This is a genomic window from Alistipes sp., from assembly GCF_020026455.1.
In the GTDB taxonomy this organism is placed as follows: domain Bacteria; phylum Bacteroidota; class Bacteroidia; order Bacteroidales; family Rikenellaceae; genus Alistipes.
This window is the reverse complement of sequence record NZ_JAHHQJ010000009.1, coordinates 25,334-44,148: the sequence shown is the minus strand read 5'-3', so window position 1 is coordinate 44,148 and position 18,815 is coordinate 25,334. Positions and strand designations below refer to the sequence as shown.

Sequence of the window (18,815 nt, the reverse complement as noted above, 5' to 3'; positions counted from 1 at the left end):
CTTTGTAGAATCGGAAAATAATTTTAACTTTGGAGCAAATATTGTTTTTATATCATTAATTTAAAGAAATTTGGCAGCAAAAAATACTTTTTTTAACTAATACTCAACTCTATGAAAGTAGTAAATTTTTGGAAAACATTGCTCTTTGCAGCGCTGGCCGTGACGGCTTTCAGTGCCTGCTCGGACGATGATGAGGACGGATATTCGGGGATGCCCGAAATTACGGTCAATGGCGCAGAATCGGCTGCAGTTGCCGCAACCCTTGAGGGTGGCAAGGCTGATCCTGTGATCGAGGTAGTTTCGAACGGGAAATGGATATTGACCTTTAACAATCCGGATGATTCGCAGTGGTGTACACCGAGCGCCATGTCGGGAAAAGCCGGAACGACGCAGTTGAGTTTTACGCTGGCTAAGGCCACGGCCGAGCGTACGGCCAATATTACGTTGACCGTATCCTCTACGTTTGAAGGGATTCCTTTGAACAAGACGGCGTCCATTGCCGTGAAGCAGAATGCCGGTGGTTCGACTGTTGTTGAGACCAACGTGAAGAGCATCCGTGAGAAACTGAAAACTCTTGCTACCAAGGAGGGTGTGGTGATTACCGATGATTTGACACTTACCGGTATCGTTGTTTCGGATGTCAAGGCCGGAGGCTTTGCCGGTAACCGCAACTGCGCGCTGGTTGACAATACGACTGAGCCGGGAGCCGGTATCATTGTCCGTTTTGGCAATCCGTATGAATTCGGAGTGGGCAAGGTGATCACCGCTTCGATCAAGGGAGCCAAGGCTCAGCTCAACTTTGATGTGCTTCAGGTGAATCTAGAGGGTTCGTCTGTTCAGTTCTCCGAGGTGGAGGGTGCTGCTGTCGATGTAGAGCCTATCCCCGTGGCTGTTGCCGATCTGTCCAAATACGAGTCGCAGCTGGTGCGCGTGAACGATGTTCAGCCTGCGGCGGAATTCCGTGGTAAAAAGTTCTCCGAAGGCAAAGGGTATACCTCTACCAAGATGGAGGTCAAGACGGGCGGGTCGTTCGATCTCTCGATCTATGGGACCAACAACTGGGCCAAGGAGACGGTTGTCCCCGAGAAATCCGGTTATGTATGCGGTCTGGTTTCGATTTTCAAAGGTGCCGGTCAGGTAGCTCCCCGCAATGCGAAGGATGTAGCCGGTTTGACGAACGAGTTGTTTGTGGAGGCCGGTCCTGTGACCTCGACGATCGCGAATATTACCAAGGCTGGAAAATACAAGGTTGAGAATGCGGTTGTGGCGGCTAACTACCAGAGTGGCTTCGTGATGGAGGATGCAACGGGTCAGATGCTTGTTTATCAGTTCATCAAAGGTGCTACCATTACCATTCCTGCCGTAGGTACAAAAGTTACGGTGACCGGTACGGTTGAACAGAAGAACGGCATGATGCAGTTCTCGCCCGAAGGCCTGACTGTTGCTGAGAATGGTAACGGTACGGTGAAGTCCCAGACGGCAACGGTGCTCGAAGGCGAGGCAGTAACGGCTCTGTTCAATACTCCCGTTATGAAGTATGTGAAATATACGGGAAAACTGACCGTTGACGGCAACTATTACAATGTGGCTATTGATGGTACGGAGGTTGTTGGTTCGATTTCCTATCCGAATGCAAACCTGAACGTCGCTTCGTTCAACGGGCAGACGATTGATGTCGAAGGCTGGTTTATCGGCGCAACGACGGCCAAGAACGGCTCGAAATATTTGACGACGCTGGCTGTCAAGGTTTCGGCAAATGCAACCACTCCTTCCGTTGTTTTCACGGATCAGCCGACGCAGTTTGCTGCTACAAACCCTGCAGAACAGACTCTCAAATATACGGCAAATGCAGCCGCAGGCGCGGTAACATTTGAAATCACCGGCACGGATAAGGATAAATTCAAGGTTGTCAGCAATACTGCTACCGAGGTTGTTGTCAATGCTGTTGGTAATAATGCAAGTACTGCTGTTTATACGGCTACATTGAATGCCAAAGGTTCTGCTGGAGCTGTATTGGCATCGGTTGAGTTGAAACAGGCTGCACCTTCTTCCGGTAATGAAGGCACGGTAGAAATAGATTTCTCGACCAAGGGATATGCTAATGGGGAAGATGTTACCACTGTTACAGAATCTCCTCTGACACTGACTTTCGCTCAATCTACTGGTAAGAATGCTACGAAGTATTATAATTCCGGAACGGCTGTCAGAATGTATGCCGCCAATACGCTTACGATTACAGGTGCTACGATTACCAAAGTAGAGTATACGATGGCTTCAGGAAATTACAATAACCTGTTGGTGACCGAAGGTGTGTATACCGATACAACGTGGACCGGCAGTTCGAGCAATCTTGTATTCACTTCCAATCCGGACCCGGATAATGGCAAGTATCTCCAGACCCGTATCCAAAGGATGAAGATTACCTATACGAAATAGTCGAGGAAACCGACTTGCAAAACCAACCACTCTTGGCGGGGATAACTCCCCGTCAAGAGTTTGGTTTCTAAATAGGTCAGCGAACCAAATGTTATATTTTGATCTAAATGATGTTAAAAATTAAACAGATAGGCATGCTACTCGTAACGATGTCGGCAATGCTTGTCCTGTTTGCGGGATGCGGCGGCAAGGACGATGGGGGCGACAAAAACTCCCTCGCAAAGCTCGTTGCAGAGACCGTGAGCAGTTCAACCACAACGAACAAGATTTTGACCCAGGGCCCGGCGGGCGTCACCTTCGAGGCGGCGATCATCTCGCAGGGCGAGGAGACGGAGTGGTGTTCGTTCGATTTGAATAAGCAGGTATCCTCCACCGCCGGAAACGTCGGGGATGTGGTGTACCTCTATTTGGACAAAAACAATTCCGACGGCGACCGCACGGCGCGGATCGACGTAACCTATACCAACGGTTATTCCACCTCTCTGACACTGACGCAGCAGGCCGCGGGCGTCATTAACTACGATCGTTCGTGGGGCGAGCAGCCCGAATACCGTTCCGACGACACCTATATTTATAAGACCTATTATGCGACCTTTGAGAGCAATCAGTTCTTCTCGGGCGGAAAGCTGCGCAACTATTCGATCTGCTACGATATCAAACGGCATGTTTCGCACTGGGTGGCTTATCCGATCTTCAAGAAGGTCTACGAAACGCCCGTCTTGAGCCGGGTCGACGATTTCAATTACGACCCCAATGACCAGTTGCCCGAGATTCCGATCAGCGACCAGCAATACATCGGGACCGGCGGTAGCGGCCGCGGTTACGGTGCGAAGGGTTACGACCGCGGGCACATGCTTCCCCAGGCCTCGCGCTACAATAATTACGAGCCGAACCGGATGACCTACTACGGCACCAACATGATGCCCCAGGACAGCAAGCTGAATCGGAATACTTGGGCCTCGTTGGAGGGCAAAGTCCGGGTTTGGGGCGGCTTGCAGACCTACGATACGCTCTATGTGGTGACGGGAACGGCTTTCAAGAACTCGAAGACCATCAGCAATCTCAACGGGCCGATTTCCGTGCCGTCGCATTGCTGGAAAGTGCTGTTGCGCCAGCGGGGCAACGAGAACCGTCAGATCTCCCAGTTCAAGGCGGATGAACTGAAAGCCATCGGCTTCGTGTTCACCAACGACAGCGACGGAGCCCGCACGACGCTTAGATCCGCAGTGCGCTCGGTGAAGGAGATCGAGGAGCTAACGGGCTTCACCTTTTTCCGCAACCTCGACCCGGCTGTGGCCGAAGCGGTGAAGAGCCAGAAAAACCCTGCCGACTGGGAGGGATTGTAAAACGATGAATTGAACCTTAACACAAAAACCATTTATGAAGAGAATCTTTTTGACAGGACTGTTTGCCTCGCTGATTGCTGTGGCATGCTTTGCGCAGAAGCCCTACAAAGTGGTCTTCTACAACTTCGAGAACCTGTTCGACACCATCCACGACCCCGGAGTCCTCGATGAGGAGTTCACGCCCGAGGGCCCCAAGAAGTGGAATACGTCCAAGTACACCAAAAAACTCGGGAATCTCGAACGGGTGTTGTTCGACATTGCCGCCGATGATAAGGATTATCCCGTGGTGATCGGCATGTCGGAGATCGAGAACCGCTCGGTGCTGGAGGATGTGATCGCGCAGCCGAAACTGGCGCCCGGCAACTACCGCATCGTGCATTACGATTCGCCCGATGCCCGCGGTGTCGACGTGGGGTTCTTCTACCGTCCCGATGTTTTCAAACTGGAGGGCAGCGCCGCCATTCCGTTCCGGATGCCCGATCAGCCGAACTTCAAGACGCGTGATTTCGTCACGATGTGGGGCACGATCGACAGCGAGCCGTTCTTCTTTCTGGTGAGCCACTGGCCCTCGCGTCTGGGCGGCAAGGAGGCTTCGGCTCCCAAGCGTCTGGCTGCCGCCGAGCAGGTGAAGCACATCGTCGACTCGGTGACCGCGGCCAATCCGGCAACGAAGGTGGTCGTCATGGGCGACCTGAACGACGATGCCACGGATGACAGCATCGTCGAGGGCCTGCGCGCCAAGGGCAAGATCAAGGAGGTCGGCAAGGGCGACATGTTCAACCCCTTCATCGGTCTGCTGAAAGCGGGTCACGGCACGCTGGCTTACCGTGACGAGTGGAATCTGTTCGACAATATCATCGTTTCGGAGAACCTCGCCACGGGTTCCACGGGCAGCCTGAAGATTCGTCCGGCGGGCAACTCGAAGTTCTACGGCGGCATTTTCCGCCGTCCCTACATGATCCAGAAGGAGGGCCAGTACAAGGGTTATCCGCTGCGTACGTTCGTGGGCAACAATTTCCAGGGCGGTTTCAGCGACCACTTCCCCGTATATATCTACATTGCCAAATAAACTCTCTAAAATATTTGTATGAAACTCAAAGTTCTACTTATTCTGATGCTCGCCGCCGTGACCTTCACGTCCTATGCGCAGGACGGAGGCATCCGCGGTAAGGTTGTTTCGCGCAACGGTCGCGAGGCCTTGAGCAACGTACAGGTGAAGATCGAATCGCTGGGTCTGACGGCCACGACCGACAAGGACGGCAACTTCATCTTCGAGAATCTCCCTGCGGGCAGCTATATGCTGCTCTTCTCCACGCCCGACTTCGAGGACCTCAACCTGACGGTCCGCGTGGGCGACCAGCATGTGCAGGACCTCAAGTCGGTGGTCATCGTGCCGTCGGGTCAGAGTGCCGTTCTGGACGACGCCGTTTTCGCCGAATTCGACAACGACTCCTCGTCGTCGGACACGCAGGCGCTGCCTTCGTCGCTCTCCTCGTCGAAGGACCTCTTCAACAACATCGCATCGTACCGTTTCAGCGAGATGCGCTTCAACGTCCGCGGCTACGATTCGCAATATTCGGACATCTACCTGAACGGCATCCGCTTCAACGACGCCATGACGGGCTACGGCCCCTGGTCGCTGTGGAGCGGTCTGAACGACGCGACGCGTAACCAGGAGAACTATACGGGTCTTGAAACGTCGGATTTCGGTGTCGGCGGCATCGGCGGCATGACCAACGTCAACGCCCGCGCCTCGCAGATGCGCAAGGGATTCCGCGTGAGCGTTTCGAACGGTAACCAGATGTACCGTTTCCGTGCGATGGTATCCTACGGCTCGGGACAGCTCGACAACGGCTGGTCGTATGCCCTTTCGGTGGGCACCCGCCAGGGCGGCAACGGCTATGTGGACGGTGTTTACTACAACTCCTATTCCTATTTTGCTTCGGTCGAGAAACTCTTCGGCCAGGACCACCGCCTTGCGCTGACGCTGTTGGCTTCGCCTTCGGAGCGCGGAGCGCAGCAGGCATCGACCGACGAGGCCTACGCCCTGTTCGGCAACAACTACTACAACCCCAATGTGGGTTACCAGGCCGGCAAGCTCCGCAACTCGCGCGTGCGTAACACCCACGAGCCGATCGTGATGCTCAACTACACGTGGGACATGTCGGAGAACACGCGTCTGAACGCAGCCACGTCGCTTCGTTTCGGCCGTAACGGCTATTCGGCCTTGACGTGGAATGCCGGAGCGGATCCGCGCGGCGACTACTACCGCTATATGCCGAATTCGGATCTGACGCAGGTCGTGCCGGGGGTAACCACCGACGAGACGATCTATTTTTACCTGAAGGACGGCCTCATCGCGAAAAACGTGTGGGACGGCATGCTCGACTACGACGATTTCTTCCGGACGAACATGCGTAACGTCGAAGTGACGGACGCCGTTCTGTCGAAGCTCATGGGCAACAAGAGCCGTTCGAACTACATGATCGAGGAGCGTCACACCGACCAGCTGGACTACAACCTGGCGGTCAACGTGCAGCATAACATGCGCCACAACATGCGCATCGTGGGCGGAGCCAACCTGCGCGTCAACCGCACGAATTACTACTCGGAGGTCAAGGACCTGCTGGGCGGCGACTATTGGTATGACATCGACAAGTTCGCCGAGCGCGACATGGCCAGCACCGAGGCCTATCAGAACGACCTGGATTACTACTGGGCTACGGGGCACGCGCGCATTGCCCGTGTCGGAGACAAGTACGGTTACTACTACCGTGCCCATCTGCTCGAAACCAATGCCTGGGCCAACTATACGTGGGGCATCGGCGGTTTCTCGTTGGGAGTTGCCGGTTCGGTCGGCTACTCGAACATGTACCGCGAGGGCATGTGGCGCAAGGGGCTCTTCCCCAACGATTCGAAGGGAGATTCGAAGAAACTCGACTACCTGACCTACGATGCGAAACTTTCGCTGGGTTACAGGTTCTCGGGAGCGCATTCGATCGAGGCCAATGTTACCTGCATGCAGCAGGCTCCCCGGTTTGCTACGGCCTTCGTGTCGCCCCGTACGCGCAACACGACCACCCCGGGCCTGAAAGCCGAGAAGGTGTTCGGTGCCGACCTCACCTATAACCTCAGCCTGCCCTACATCAAGGCGCGCCTTTCGGGATACTATACGACGATCGAGGACCAGTCGAAGGTCATCTCCTTCTACGACGACACCCGCAGTTCGTTCACCAACTTTGCCATGAGCGGCATCGACAAACGCCACTACGGCGTCGAGCTGGGTCTTTCGGTTCCCGTGTGGAACGGTCTTTCGGTTGTGGGTGCCTTGAGCTGGGGCGACTATACCTATACGTCGAATCCCAATTTCGTGCAAACGGTTGACAACGTGAACAAGATCGTCCTGAAGGACAAGGTCAGCTGGGACGGTTATCATGTGGAAAGTTCGCCGCAGCTGGCTTTCAACGTCGGTCTCGACTACCGCGGACCGCGCAACTGGTTCGCCGGGGTGAACTTCAACTACTACGACAACCTCTATCTTTCGATGAACCCGATATACCGTACGGCCTCCGCTATCAAGTATTATACGAATGTGCTGACCTCCAATACGGCTACCAACCTGCAGAAGGCCTCGGCCATTTCGTCGATCAAGACCATCCGCAGGCAGGAGAAATTCGACAACGCCTATACGCTGAGTGCCAATATCGGCAAGAACTGGTACATCCGCCGGATCTACATGCTGGGCTTCAGCCTCGAGGTGAAGAACATCCTCAACGACCAGAATATCCGCACGGGCGGTTACGAGCAGATGCGTATGAGCAAGGTCCGCGGCGAGGGCGGCGAGCAGATTTACGGCCGCTTCCCCTCGAAGTACTTCTACCTGTTCGGTACGACCTATTATCTGAATGTCTATTTCCGTTTCTAATCGCGCAAAGCATAATTTATGAAAAGTCTTAAAATAGCATTGGCGGCTCTCGTCGGTCTGCTGTCCGTGAGCTGCTACAACGATTTCGACACTCCGGCTCCGCAGAAGCTCTATACGGCCGACGATATGGCCGCAATGGGGCTTACTCGGATTACCATTGCCGAGGTGAAGAAAAAATTCGGCCCGATCTCCAATACGGGAACTAACGACAATTTTGCCACAACCAAGACCCTCAAGTTCGGAACCCTCACCCCCGATGAGACCAAGTTCGAAGGTCTTTCGTCCTGGCCCGAGGCTGCGAACTACTACATCAAGGGTAAGGTGATCAGCAGCGACCGTCAGGGCAACATCTACAAGTCGCTCTATATCTACGACGGTACGGCCGGTATCGAGCTGAAGCTCTACAACGGTCTTTACCTCGACTTCCTGTTCGATCTGGGAGCGGAACCGATCAAGAGCCAGTGGGTTTACGTGCGTCTCGACGGGCTTTATCTGGGCAACTACCGCATGATGCTTTCGATCGGAGGCGCACCCTCGGACGGCATCAATACGGCCGGCAGCCACAAGTTCTACGCCAACTCGAACCTCGACAACCCGAAGGTCGCCGCACTGAACATCTTCCGCGGCGAATACACGACGCTCGAAGCCTCGGACATCAAGGAGGTCGATGGATCGACCTATAAGACGCTTGGCGAGGGGGATCTGGGACGTCTGGTGCGTTTCAACAATATTAAGATCCGTTATGCGGGCGTGAAGAACCAGAACGGCGATACGCCTCCGGGAATTAAGAGCGGCCAGAATTCGAATCCTTATCCGAGCTGGATCGTGACCGACTGGGGAACGCCTATCTTCGGCGCGTGGTACCGCTGGGCCTACAACAACAGCGAGCAGAATATCCGCCTCTACGGTTCGGTGCTGATGAGCTACGACGATAAGGCGCAGTATACTTCGGATCCGGGTGTTTACAGCATCCGCACGAGCGGTTACAGCCAGTTCGCCATGAAACCCATCCCGAAGGACGGCACGGAAGGTACGGTGCTGGGCATCTACGGCATCTATGCGAAGCGCAGCGATTTCACGGGCGGAGCGAACGACTGGGCGCAGTACCAGATTTCGGTGAGCCGCATCGAGGACCTCGACTTCCCGGCAGAGTCGCTGCTTTCCGAGGAGTGGATCAAGGCTAATACGCCCGCCTCGTCGCTGAATCCTCCCGTGAAGAACGGCGGCGATGATTACGATGGAAACAACTGATCCCGCTTTTGGACAATGAAAAACTGCGACCCGATGGGGCCGCAGTTTTTTTGTGCCGGGGGGGGCAGATGCTCCCGGACCTTATTTGCAGGAGGTCTGGTAGTATCCGATTGCGCGGTCGACCTGCTCGGCATCCTTCTGCTCCATCGCTTCGAGGTGATGGGGATTCTCCTCGGTGGGGACCACGCGGTACTGCTCGAAGCGGCGCACGGGCGACAGAATCGTGAAGGTATCGCCTTCGAGATAGCCGAGGTCCTGATAGGTGGCTATGAATGCGCGGTTTACGTATGCTGGGTCGAAGATGCTGCGGCCGTAGAAATGCGAGTCGTAGCTCATGTTGAGCAGCGACAGCAGGGTAGGCATCAGGTCGATCTGCGAGACGATACCGTCGACCACCTGGGGCTCGATCAGCCCGGGGGCGAGGATCAGTGCCGGGATGTGGTATTTCTGCAGCGGAATCTCGGTGCGTCCGGCGCTCGACGCGCAGTGGTCGGCCGTGACGAGGAAGATTGTGTTTTCGAACCACGGCTGCCTGGCCGCTTCGGCGAAGAACTGCCCCAGCGAATAGTCGCTGTAGAGCACGCCTCCGGCACGGCTCTTCGAGTCGTTGGGTATGCGGATCCGTCCGGCGGGGTAGGTGAAGGGACGGTGGTTGCTGACGGTCATCACATGGGCAAAGAACGGCTTGCCGCTGCGGGTCTCCCTGTTGAGCGTGCGGATGACCTTCCGGTAGGCGTCTTCGTCGCAGACGCCCCAGATGTTGGCGAAGGTGATCTCCTCGGGCTCGTAGTCTTTCTGGTCGACGATCTCATACCCGTTTCCGGAGAAGAAGGTCTCCATGTTGTCGAAATAGCTGTTGCCGCCGTAGAAATAGGTCACATTATAGCCCTTGTCGCGCAGCAAGGCCCCCGTGGAGTGCATCCCGGCGTTGTTCGGACGCTTGATGATGCTCTGTCCCGGGCAGGGCGGGCGCGAAAGCGTCACGGCCTCCAGACCGCGCACCGTGCGGTTGCCCGTGGCGTAGACGCGATCGAAGGCCAACCCTAATTTGTAGAGCGAGTCGAGCACGGGAGTGATTTTTTCCGTGTTGCCGAACCGCTCCATGTACGAGGCGCTCATGCTCTCCATGGTGATCAGCACGATGTTGCGGTGCATCTCCTCCCCTTCGGCGCACACGGTGTGCAGATTGTCGCCCGTGCTCTGGTAAACCCCGTGCACGAAGGCTTCGGCCTCGGCCTGGGGACGTGTGAGGTAGAACTGTTCGTAGTCGAGCGAGTTCTTGACGAATGCGTCGTAGAATTTGTAGAGCCCGTTGGCCTGCAGTTCGTTGACGTATACGTTGGCGCTGTCCTGGAAGCGGGTGTTGAAGTTCAGCAGCCCGATTGCGGCGAACAGCGCTGCGATGTAGGCCGGTACGCTTAGGGCTTTCCATTGCCAGCCTTTCAGGTATTCGGTCTGCACGAGTTCGCGGCGGAAGCAGTACCACGTCACGAGCAGCGTCACGATGATGATGCCCAGCGTCATCGGCACAACGGGATAGGACTCCATGATGTTGCCCACCACTTCGTTGGTGTAGACCAGATAGTCGACGGCGATGAAGTTGTAGCGGACGCCGAATTCGCTCCAGAAGAAATATTCGCTGATGCCGTTGAAGATGATGGCGCCTGCATAGATGACGACGAAGAGGGCGAACCAGACCGTGGTCCAGATATTGCGGAATCCGGGCAGGAAGAGGCGCAGGGCGAAACTTCCGGCCCAGTATCCCAGCACATAGAGGGCGATCCGCGGGGCGACGCTTCCGTATTCGTCGAAGATCGTGTTGAAGAACGCCACGTAGCAGAACGCCGCCACGAGCAGGGCGAGGAGGATGTATCCCCACGGTTTTTTGTATTTGGTGTTCGATACGCTCAACATGAAGAGCCACAGGAAGACGAATCCCACCGTTGCGGCGCAGAAATCGTTCACGGCTCCCAGCAGGAAGACTTTGCACCATTCGCCGAATGAGAAGGCGAGAGAGGTGGTCTGCTCGTTGAAAAGCAGCACGACGCGCAAGACGAGACCGACGGCGACGGTCAGCAGCGACAGTTTGAGATAGAGGCCGGAGACCAGCCGGATACTTTTTTGCATGACGAGTTTGTTGATTAACGTTGCAAAGTTAACGATTTTCAGCCCGTTCGGGAAGCGAAAAGGCAGCCACCGGAGTGACTGCCTTGTTCAAACGGATTGAGAAACTGTTCGTTTTGTCGCTTACTTCGTCGGACGCATCACGACCTTCACGAGGTTTCCGTCAGCGAGGATCTTCTTGGCCAGAGCCTGCACGTCGTCGCCGGTCAGATCGAGGATCGCCTGTTCGTAGTCGGCGATGTAGTTCAGTCCCGATCCGTATTTGCTCTGGATGTAGCCCATCCATGATCCGTTCTGTTCGAGACTGTTCTTCCAGCTCTTGAGCATGAATTCGCGGTGTTTCTCGATGTCCTCGTTCTTGGGGCCGTTGGCTGCGATCTGCTCGAGCTCCTTCATCACGATCTCGCTCAGTTCGTCGGCCATCTTCTCATTGGTGTCGAACGCAATGGTCATGCCGTAGGTTTCGCGGGGGATGTAGTCCGTCGAACCCTGAACGTGTACGCCGTAGGTTCCGCCCTTCTCCTCGCGGATCGAAACGAGATAGCGCGAATTGAGAGCCTGCGTCAGGAACGACATCGCCATTTTGTTCTTGAGCGAGTAGGGCATGTCTCCCGAGAAGTAGTAGTTGATCGAGACCTTCGGCTGCTGCATCGGGGTCGTGAACTCCTCCTCGACCTGGCCTTTCACGGGATAGGCCTTGTCGTCGACGTAATCGATCGGTTTGCGGGCGGCGGGAATCGATCCGATGTATTTCTCCACGAGGGGCTTGAGCGTTTCGGGGTCTATGTTGCCCACGAACGTGAAGACGAATCCTTTGGCTCCGGGGTAGAGCTTCGCGTAGATGCCGGGCAGCTGGTCGAAGTCGAACTTCTCGACGATTTCGGTCGATATGATCCGACGACGGGGATTGTGGTCGAAGATCACGTCGGAGACCTTCTCCTGCATCAGGAAGTCGGGGTTCGACTTGGCATTGGCGAGCTGGGCGATGAGCATCTTCGTGAGATTGTCCATGTCGTCCTTGTTGAACCGGGGCTGGGTGAAGTTGAGGTAGAGCAGCTGGAGCATCGTTTCGATATCCTTGGGCGAGCAGATGCCGCCCATGGCGCTGGCGTAGTTCTCCACCGAGGGCTGTACCGACGCGGTTTTACCCGAAAGCTGCTTCTTGAGTTCCGTGGCCGAGAATTTGCCGACACCCGACATCGAGTTCACGGCGGGCATTACCTGGCCCATGTAGAACTCCTCGTCCGAGAGCAGCGACAGGCCTCCCTTGCCGGTTACGCCCAGACGTACTTCGTCGGCCTTGAAGGTCGTGGGTTTCACGACGACCTTCGCGCCGTTGGCCAGCGTCCACTCCGTCGTTCCGAGCACTTTGTCTTCGACCGTCTTCTTCACGTGCGATCCTTTGAGCTCGGTTCCTTCTGCGATCAGCGGTTCCTTGACCACATTGTCCTCATAGGCCGTTACCTCCGATGCGGTCACCTTGTCGCGGATGGCGAGCATCTCCTCTGCCGTGGGGGCCGCGATGCCCTCCTTCTCGGGAGCTGTGATCACAATCACCTGATTCGTCGGGAGAATGGTCTGCTTTGCGAAGGCATTGACGGCCTCCACGTTGAGCATCTTGATCAGCATGCTGTCGATCTGCCATTCGGTCTTGGCGTCGGGCATGGGGTGATTCTTCTGGTAGTTGTTCAGATAGGTCTGCACGAATTCGGCGTTGCGTCGGTCGTTGCGGTTGGCATATGAACGTTCGGCCTGACGCATCAGGTTCTCCTGGGCGCGTTCGAACTCGCCCTGCGTGAATCCGTAGCGACGCACCTTCTCCATTTCGGTGTAGAGGGTCTCGAAGCCGCGGGCGAGCTTCCCGTCCTCGGTCATGGCCACGAATACCGTGGCGTTGAGCGTCGGGATCACGCCGATAACGTCACCCGAGCTCATGCCGGCACCGAGGAACGGAGCGTCGGGCTGCATGGCGATCTCCTGCAGACGTGCGTTCTCCATCGTGACCATGTAGGCCTCGATCACGTTGTTGGCCTCGGCCAGCACCGTGTTGGCGAGCTGTTTGGGGAGTGCCGGGCGCTTGATGAAGAGCTGTACCTTCGTGCCCTGCATCTCCGGATCGGTGTAGATGCTGACGATCGGCTCTTGGTTGTCGGGGACCACGATGGTCTCCTTCTGCGAAGCCCCTGCGTCGGGAGCCGGGATGTCGGCCATCAGCGACTTGATCTTGGACTCCACGGCGTCTACATCGATGTCACCCGCAACAATAACGGCCTGGTAATTGGGACGGTACCATTGTTTGTAGAAATCCTCCAGTTCCTTGTGTTGGAAGTTCTTCAGCCCGTCGAGATAGCCGATCAGGTTGCGGTGCTCGTATTTCGAGCCTTTTCCCAGGGCCTGCAGCATCTTCATCAACGAACGCCACTCGGCGCCGTCGCGCGTGCGCAGCTCCTCCATGATCACGCCGCGCTCCGAGTCTATTTCTGAGGGCTCCAGCGCGATGAAGTGCGACCAGTCGTGCAGGACCAGCAGCGCCGAGTCGATGATTCCCTCGCGCGAGGTTGGGACGTCCTTCATGTTGTAGCACGTGTAATCCCAGCTGGTTCCTGCGTTGAGGTTGGCTCCGAATTTCACGCCTACGGTCTCCAGATACTCCGTGAGCATTTTTCCCGGGAGGTTCTTGGTTCCGTTGAATGCCATGTGCTCCAGGAAATGGGCGAGACCCTGCTGCGAGTCGCTTTCCTGAATGGCACCCACATTGTGGAGGATGTAAAAGTCGGCCTGTCCTTTTGGTTTTTCGTTGTGGCGGATGTAATAGGTCATCCCGTTTTCCAGTTTTCCGGTTCGGAGCTCCGGATCGGCGGGAATCGGCTGATTCATCTGTGCCACGGCACTGCTGGCGGCGAAAGCCGCGACGGCCAGCATCAATAATTTTTTCATGGGCATATTGGTATAAAGGTTATTGTTCCTGTTTCTCTTCGGGGCGGTATTCGATGATATCCCCGGGCTGGCATTCCAGCTCGCGGCAGATTGCTTCGAGCGTGGAAAACCGGATGGCCCTGGCCTTTCCGTTCTTGAGGATCGAGAGGTTTGCGGGCGTGATGTCGACCCGTTCGGCCAGTTCTCCGAGCGACATCTTGCGTTTGGCCATCATTACGTCTATGTTTATGATTATCGCCATAAAGCCGTCCCCCCCCCTTTTATCGGTTGCATTACTTTCATGTCGTCTGTCTTAGATGGTCAGTTTCTGCTCTTCGCTCAAGTTCTGTCCGATGGCGAAAACCTCGGCGGCGAAAAGGATCAGGATTCCCATGATGATCATCGCATAGGAGACGTGAAATCCGGCGTCGACGGTGTATCCGCTTTCAGCGAGCAGTTCGGCCGCTCGGCGGTTCATCGCCCAGTCCACGGTGTCGCTGATCAGTTCGGTGAGGATCGTCAGCACTCCTATTGCGCGCAGATAGCAGACGTTGCGTTTGTCGAGCGCGCGTTCTTCGCGGATCGATTGGCGCAGCGAGTGGATGATCACGAACATCAGTACGATGATGGCCAGATAGAGGATCGGGCATAGCATGACCAGGGCATAGAGCCAGATGCTGCCGCCGATCGATCGGAATGCCAGTCCCAGCAGGGATGCGTCCGGAGCGTTCTGCTCGACGACGAGGCCGAGTTTGCGGATGTTGGCCTTGATTTCCATGCCCGGAGCCGGGGTTATGTCGACGGCTGTTTCGGGCTGTTGCGTCACCCGGATGTCATCCAGCATGTAGATCATGCGCGGGCTGCCGGCCTTCTGCTTTTCGGCTATGTTGTTGCCGAGTTCCACGCCTTCCGCCGCACCCCGCGAGAAGTTGGGCAGGATTCCGTGGGCGATGCTTGCCGCGAGTACGATGAAAAACGTAATGTAGATGACCAGCAGGCGTTGCAGGAGCGATTTTTTGTTCTGCATGTGTTCCTATTTTGGTTTTACAGTTGCAAAGATAGGATTAATTTTCGAAAAACAAATAATATTTATCGTTTTTCGATAATCTTCTTCTTCGGAGCCAAAAAAAGGACGATACGGGGTATCGTCCTTGCGCGGAGTCTGGAGGCTTTATTCCACGTTGTCTTTGAGTTGTTTCCAGAATGATGCGCTGATTGCCATCGAGATCGAGATGGTCAGCACGACGATGGTGAACATGACGATGAAGCTGATGAAGGCGACGTCGATCATGTTGCAGATCGTCATGGCGATGGAGAATACGAAGCTGAACAGGATGATGGCGCTCAGTACTACGAAGAATATGGTCCATTTGCTGCCGTAGGTGGCTTCGTTCGAAGCCTTGATGGCCTCTATCGGATTTTTGCCCTTTTCGAAGAGGAAATAGTAGGAGAGCGTCCATGCGATCGAGATGACGATGGCCGGGACGAAGGCGAAGAGCACGCCGACGAGTGTCGAGAAGGTCATCAGCCCCATCGTGATGAAGTATTCGCCCATGTAGCGGCGGTACTTGCTGTCGAAAATGCCCAGGGGGTTGACAATATCACCTTTTGCCAGCTGTGTGGGCAGTAGGGTGATGGCGATCGTGGTTCCCACGTTGAGATAGGGTATCCAGATCGTGACGAGCCATAGCGCCACCGCGGCGATCACCGAAGGGGCATTCTTTATGCCGATGGTGATGGCGTCTCTGAGGGTTTCTCCGAAGTTGAGTGTTTTCGTTTCCATGACAGAATGGTTTAAGGGTTAATATCAAAAACAAATATAATAAAAAAAAGCGTATCTTTGCCCTACGATTGTAAAATTCAATACAATGGCCGAAAAATCTCGCTATAATTATCGGGTTGAACCGCAGGATGTCGATTTCACCCTGCGGGCGACAATCCCCTCGCTGGGCAGATCGATACTCAATACCGCGGGCGTCGATGCCTACGGGAAAGGCTTCGGAGTCGATGTGCTGAATGCCGACAACCATTCGTGGGTGCTTTCGCGCATGGCCGTCGAATGCGACAGCCAGCCCATGCAATATACCGATTACACCGTGGCGACATGGATCAGCGACTACGGCCGGGTGCTCTCGACGCGAAACTTCACGCTGACCGATGGTGCCGGCCGCGAATTCGGCCGGGCCGTGACGCAGTGGGCGATGATCGACCTGCAGAGCCGTTCGGCGGTCGACCTCTCGTGGGTCGGCGAGGCTCATGCCGACGCCCTCGTCGATGCCGCACCCCCGACGGACAAGCCGCGCAAGATCCGTTCGGTAAGCCCCACTGCTACGGTTGAACACCGGGTGGTTTACAGCGACATCGACTTCAACCGCCACGTCAACACGATGCGCTATATCGAAATGATGCTCGACATGCTGCCCGTCGACATGCTGGCTTGGGAGGCGCCCGTGCGGCTGGACATCCATTTCCTGAAGGAGTGCCGTTTCGGGCAGATGCTGACGGTGGGGTGCGAACTGCGCGAGCGTTCGGCGCTGTTCGAAATTTCGGGCGACGGGGCTGCGGCCGCCGTGCGGGCCTCCATCGAGTGGAAATAGGCGCGGGGAGGGTTTTCCCAGGGCGTTTGTGGAACGGGTTTTGCAGTTACGGCTGCAAAACCTTTTTTCATCATGGAGCATATGACCGAAACACACGTGAAAAACAAGTACCAGGTAAGCATCGACCTGCTGAACGATGCCGTGGGCAAGGAGATCGCCACTTCGTTGCAGTACATGTATTTCCACACCCATCTCGAAGACAAGCGCTACCGATACCTTTCGAAGATCCTGCGCGAGATTTCGATTGCCGAGATGCGCCATATCGAGGAGTTCTCCGACCGCATCCTGTTTCTGCAGGGCGACGTGGACATGAACGCCGCGTTCCGCACCCGGCAGGTCACCGACGTGCGGGAGATGCTGCGCATGGCCATGCAGCTGGAGCAGAGTACGATCGAGGGCTACAACGAAGCCTCGCGCACCGCCGCGGAGCATGAGGACGCCGTGACGCACAAGATGTTCCAGGAGATTCTCGCCGAGGAGGAGGAGCACCTCGACACCTTCCGCACCGAGTTGCAGCACGTGCTCGACTACGGCGAGAAGTACCTCGCGCTGCAGTCGGTCGCCGGCAGCAAGCAGACGTCGAAGCGCCTCGGCCATCCCGGCGGCGAGTAGCGCTCCGTGCGGCGTGAAGCCCTCCTGACGCAAAAAACGGAATCCTTTTGCCGGGGTCCCGTTTTTTCGGTTATCTTTGTACCTGAATCATTCGCGGAAACCCGTGCAAACCCCGGCCGACGCACGAGTCCCTCCCGGGGCGGAAGTCGTGGCGTGGCAGCCTGCCGATCGATCGACTTGCCGGCCTGCCGGCCTGCCGGTCAGTTGACCGGTCAGTTGACCTGCCAGTCTGCCAGTCTGCCAGCCCGCCAGTCTTCCGGTCTTCCGGTCTTCCGGCCTGCCAGCCTGCCGATCTGCTCGCCAGCCGGTCGGCCGGTCGGCCGGTCGATGCGGTTTCGGACTCCGGGTCGGCGGATCGAATGAATGGTAAGAAATAGCCGGAATGCTCTGATACGATGAAAATAACGATTTTAGGACCGGCCCATCCCTACCGCGGGGGCCTGGCCTCGATCATGGAGATCATGGCCCGCACATTCCAGCGGCGTGGTGACGAGGTCGACATCAAGACTTTCACGCTGCAATATCCCTCGCTGCTGTTTCCCGGCGCGAGCCAGACGGTTGCGACGCCTCCGCCTGCGGACCTTCGCATCTGCCGCTGCGTCAATACGATGAATCCGCTGAACTGGGTGCGCGTCGGTCGTCGTATCCGCCGCGAGCGTCCCGATTTCGTGCTGATGAAGTACTGGACTCCTTTCATGGCCCCCTGCTTCGGGACCATTGCCCGCATCGCACGCAGCAACGGCCATACGAAGCTGCTGTGTCAGATCGACAATGTCGAGCCGCACGAGCATCATCTGACCGACAAACCCTTCAACCGCTACTTCCTGCGTTCGGTGGACGGTTTCGTCTACATGTCCGAGCAGGTCCACCGCGAACTCCGCGCATACAGCGACGCTCCGGCCCTGTTTTCGCCGCATCCGCTCTTCGAGAACTTCGGCGAGCGGGTCGACCGCTTGGAGGCGTGCATGCGCCTGGGGCTGGATCCCGCGAACAGCTACGTGCTTTTCTTCGGGCTGATCCGCGATTACAAGGGTCTTGACCTGTTGCTCGATGCCTGGGCGCAGCTCCGGCGCGCAGGCCGCACCGGCCGCCGCCGGCTGATCGTGGCGGGGGAGTTCTATACCGCCCGGGAACCCTATCTGAAGCGGATTGCCGACAACGGATTGCAGGATGAGGTGCTGCTCCACGACCGGTTTATCCCCGATGACGACGTGAAGTATTATTTCTCGGCGGCGGATTTCGTCGTCCAGCCCTACAAGACCGCCACGCAGAGCGGCGTGACACAGATCGCCTATCAGTTCTGTGTGCCGATGGTCGTGACGGCGGTCGGCGGACTGCCCGAGGTTGTCCCCGACGGGCGCGTGGGCTACGTCGCCGCACCGACGGCCGAAGGGGTTGCCGCGGCGATGGACCGCATGTACGCGGGCGATGCGCTGACCCGTTTCCGGGAGAACTGCATCACGGAGCGTCGGCGATTTTCGTGGGAGGAGATGTGCAGCCGCATTGCGGAACTCTACGGACTTGTGGCGCCGAAATAGGCCCTCCCCCTCCTCCCTTCTGAAAAACAGGCCCGGAAGTGCATTGCACTCCCGGGCCTTTCTTCATTTA

General features: G+C 56.5%; 13 protein-coding genes. 8 read left to right on the top strand and 5 right to left on the bottom strand.

What is annotated here, in order from left to right:
- Positions 1 to 111: 111 nt before the first annotated feature.
- The 5 genes from QZ460_RS06600 to QZ460_RS06580 all read left to right on the top strand — a co-directional run bounded on the left by QZ460_RS06600 (position 112) and on the right by QZ460_RS06580 (position 8,958).
- Positions 112 to 2,436 carry a DUF5689 domain-containing protein gene (locus QZ460_RS06600; protein WP_290540787.1) on the top strand — a complete coding sequence of 775 codons (2,325 nt, stop codon included), beginning with the start codon at positions 112 to 114 and terminating at the stop codon, positions 2,434 to 2,436.
- Between the two features lie 134 nt (positions 2,437 to 2,570).
- On the top strand, positions 2,571 to 3,782 hold the full coding sequence (locus QZ460_RS06595) for a DNA/RNA non-specific endonuclease (RefSeq protein WP_290540786.1): 1,212 nt from the start codon (positions 2,571 to 2,573) through the stop codon (positions 3,780 to 3,782).
- A gap of 34 nt (positions 3,783 to 3,816) precedes the next feature.
- On the top strand, positions 3,817 to 4,851 hold the full coding sequence (locus tag QZ460_RS06590) for an endonuclease/exonuclease/phosphatase family protein (protein WP_290540785.1): 1,035 nt from the start codon (positions 3,817 to 3,819) through the stop codon (positions 4,849 to 4,851).
- Between the two features lie 18 nt (positions 4,852 to 4,869).
- The gene (locus QZ460_RS06585; RefSeq protein ID WP_290540784.1) at positions 4,870 to 7,707 is read left to right on the top strand and encodes a TonB-dependent receptor; all 2,838 of its coding nucleotides are present in this window, start codon (positions 4,870 to 4,872) and stop codon (positions 7,705 to 7,707) included.
- A gap of 18 nt (positions 7,708 to 7,725) precedes the next feature.
- A complete protein-coding gene (locus QZ460_RS06580) occupies positions 7,726 to 8,958 on the top strand; it encodes a DUF5689 domain-containing protein (protein WP_290540783.1) in 1,233 nt (410 codons plus the stop codon).
- Positions 8,959 to 9,039: 81 nt separating this feature from the next.
- Here the strand turns inward: QZ460_RS06580 and QZ460_RS06575 are convergent, their stop codons facing one another.
- The 5 genes from QZ460_RS06575 to QZ460_RS06555 form a co-directional block, all read right to left on the bottom strand.
- The gene (locus QZ460_RS06575) at positions 9,040 to 11,085 is read right to left on the bottom strand and encodes an LTA synthase family protein (protein WP_290540782.1); all 2,046 of its coding nucleotides are present in this window, start codon (positions 11,083 to 11,085) and stop codon (positions 9,040 to 9,042) included.
- 120 nt (positions 11,086 to 11,205) lie between these two features.
- Positions 11,206 to 14,004 carry a pitrilysin family protein gene (locus QZ460_RS06570; RefSeq protein ID WP_290540832.1) on the bottom strand — a complete coding sequence of 933 codons (2,799 nt, stop codon included), beginning with the start codon at positions 14,002 to 14,004 and terminating at the stop codon, positions 11,206 to 11,208.
- A gap of 34 nt (positions 14,005 to 14,038) precedes the next feature.
- A complete protein-coding gene (locus QZ460_RS06565) occupies positions 14,039 to 14,260 on the bottom strand; it encodes a helix-turn-helix transcriptional regulator (RefSeq protein WP_290540781.1) in 222 nt (73 codons plus the stop codon).
- Positions 14,261 to 14,311: 51 nt separating this feature from the next.
- Positions 14,312 to 15,025, bottom strand: coding sequence for a DUF2975 domain-containing protein (locus tag QZ460_RS06560; protein ID WP_290540780.1), 714 nt, complete (start codon positions 15,023 to 15,025; stop codon positions 14,312 to 14,314).
- Between the two features lie 144 nt (positions 15,026 to 15,169).
- Entirely contained in the window at positions 15,170 to 15,781 is a 612-nt protein-coding gene (locus tag QZ460_RS06555) for a hypothetical protein (RefSeq protein WP_290540779.1), read from the bottom strand.
- Between the two features lie 85 nt (positions 15,782 to 15,866).
- Between QZ460_RS06555 and QZ460_RS06550 the strand changes: the two genes are divergently transcribed.
- From QZ460_RS06550 to QZ460_RS06540, 3 genes are all read left to right on the top strand, one after another.
- Positions 15,867 to 16,595, top strand: coding sequence for an acyl-ACP thioesterase domain-containing protein (locus QZ460_RS06550; RefSeq protein WP_290540778.1), 729 nt, complete (start codon positions 15,867 to 15,869; stop codon positions 16,593 to 16,595).
- Positions 16,596 to 16,667: 72 nt separating this feature from the next.
- On the top strand, positions 16,668 to 17,207 hold the full coding sequence (locus tag QZ460_RS06545; RefSeq protein WP_290540777.1) for a ferritin-like domain-containing protein: 540 nt from the start codon (positions 16,668 to 16,670) through the stop codon (positions 17,205 to 17,207).
- A 395-nt stretch (positions 17,208 to 17,602) separates the two neighbouring features.
- Entirely contained in the window at positions 17,603 to 18,745 is a 1,143-nt protein-coding gene (locus QZ460_RS06540; RefSeq protein ID WP_290540776.1) for a glycosyltransferase, read from the top strand.
- Positions 18,746 to 18,815: the final 70 nt, after the last annotated feature.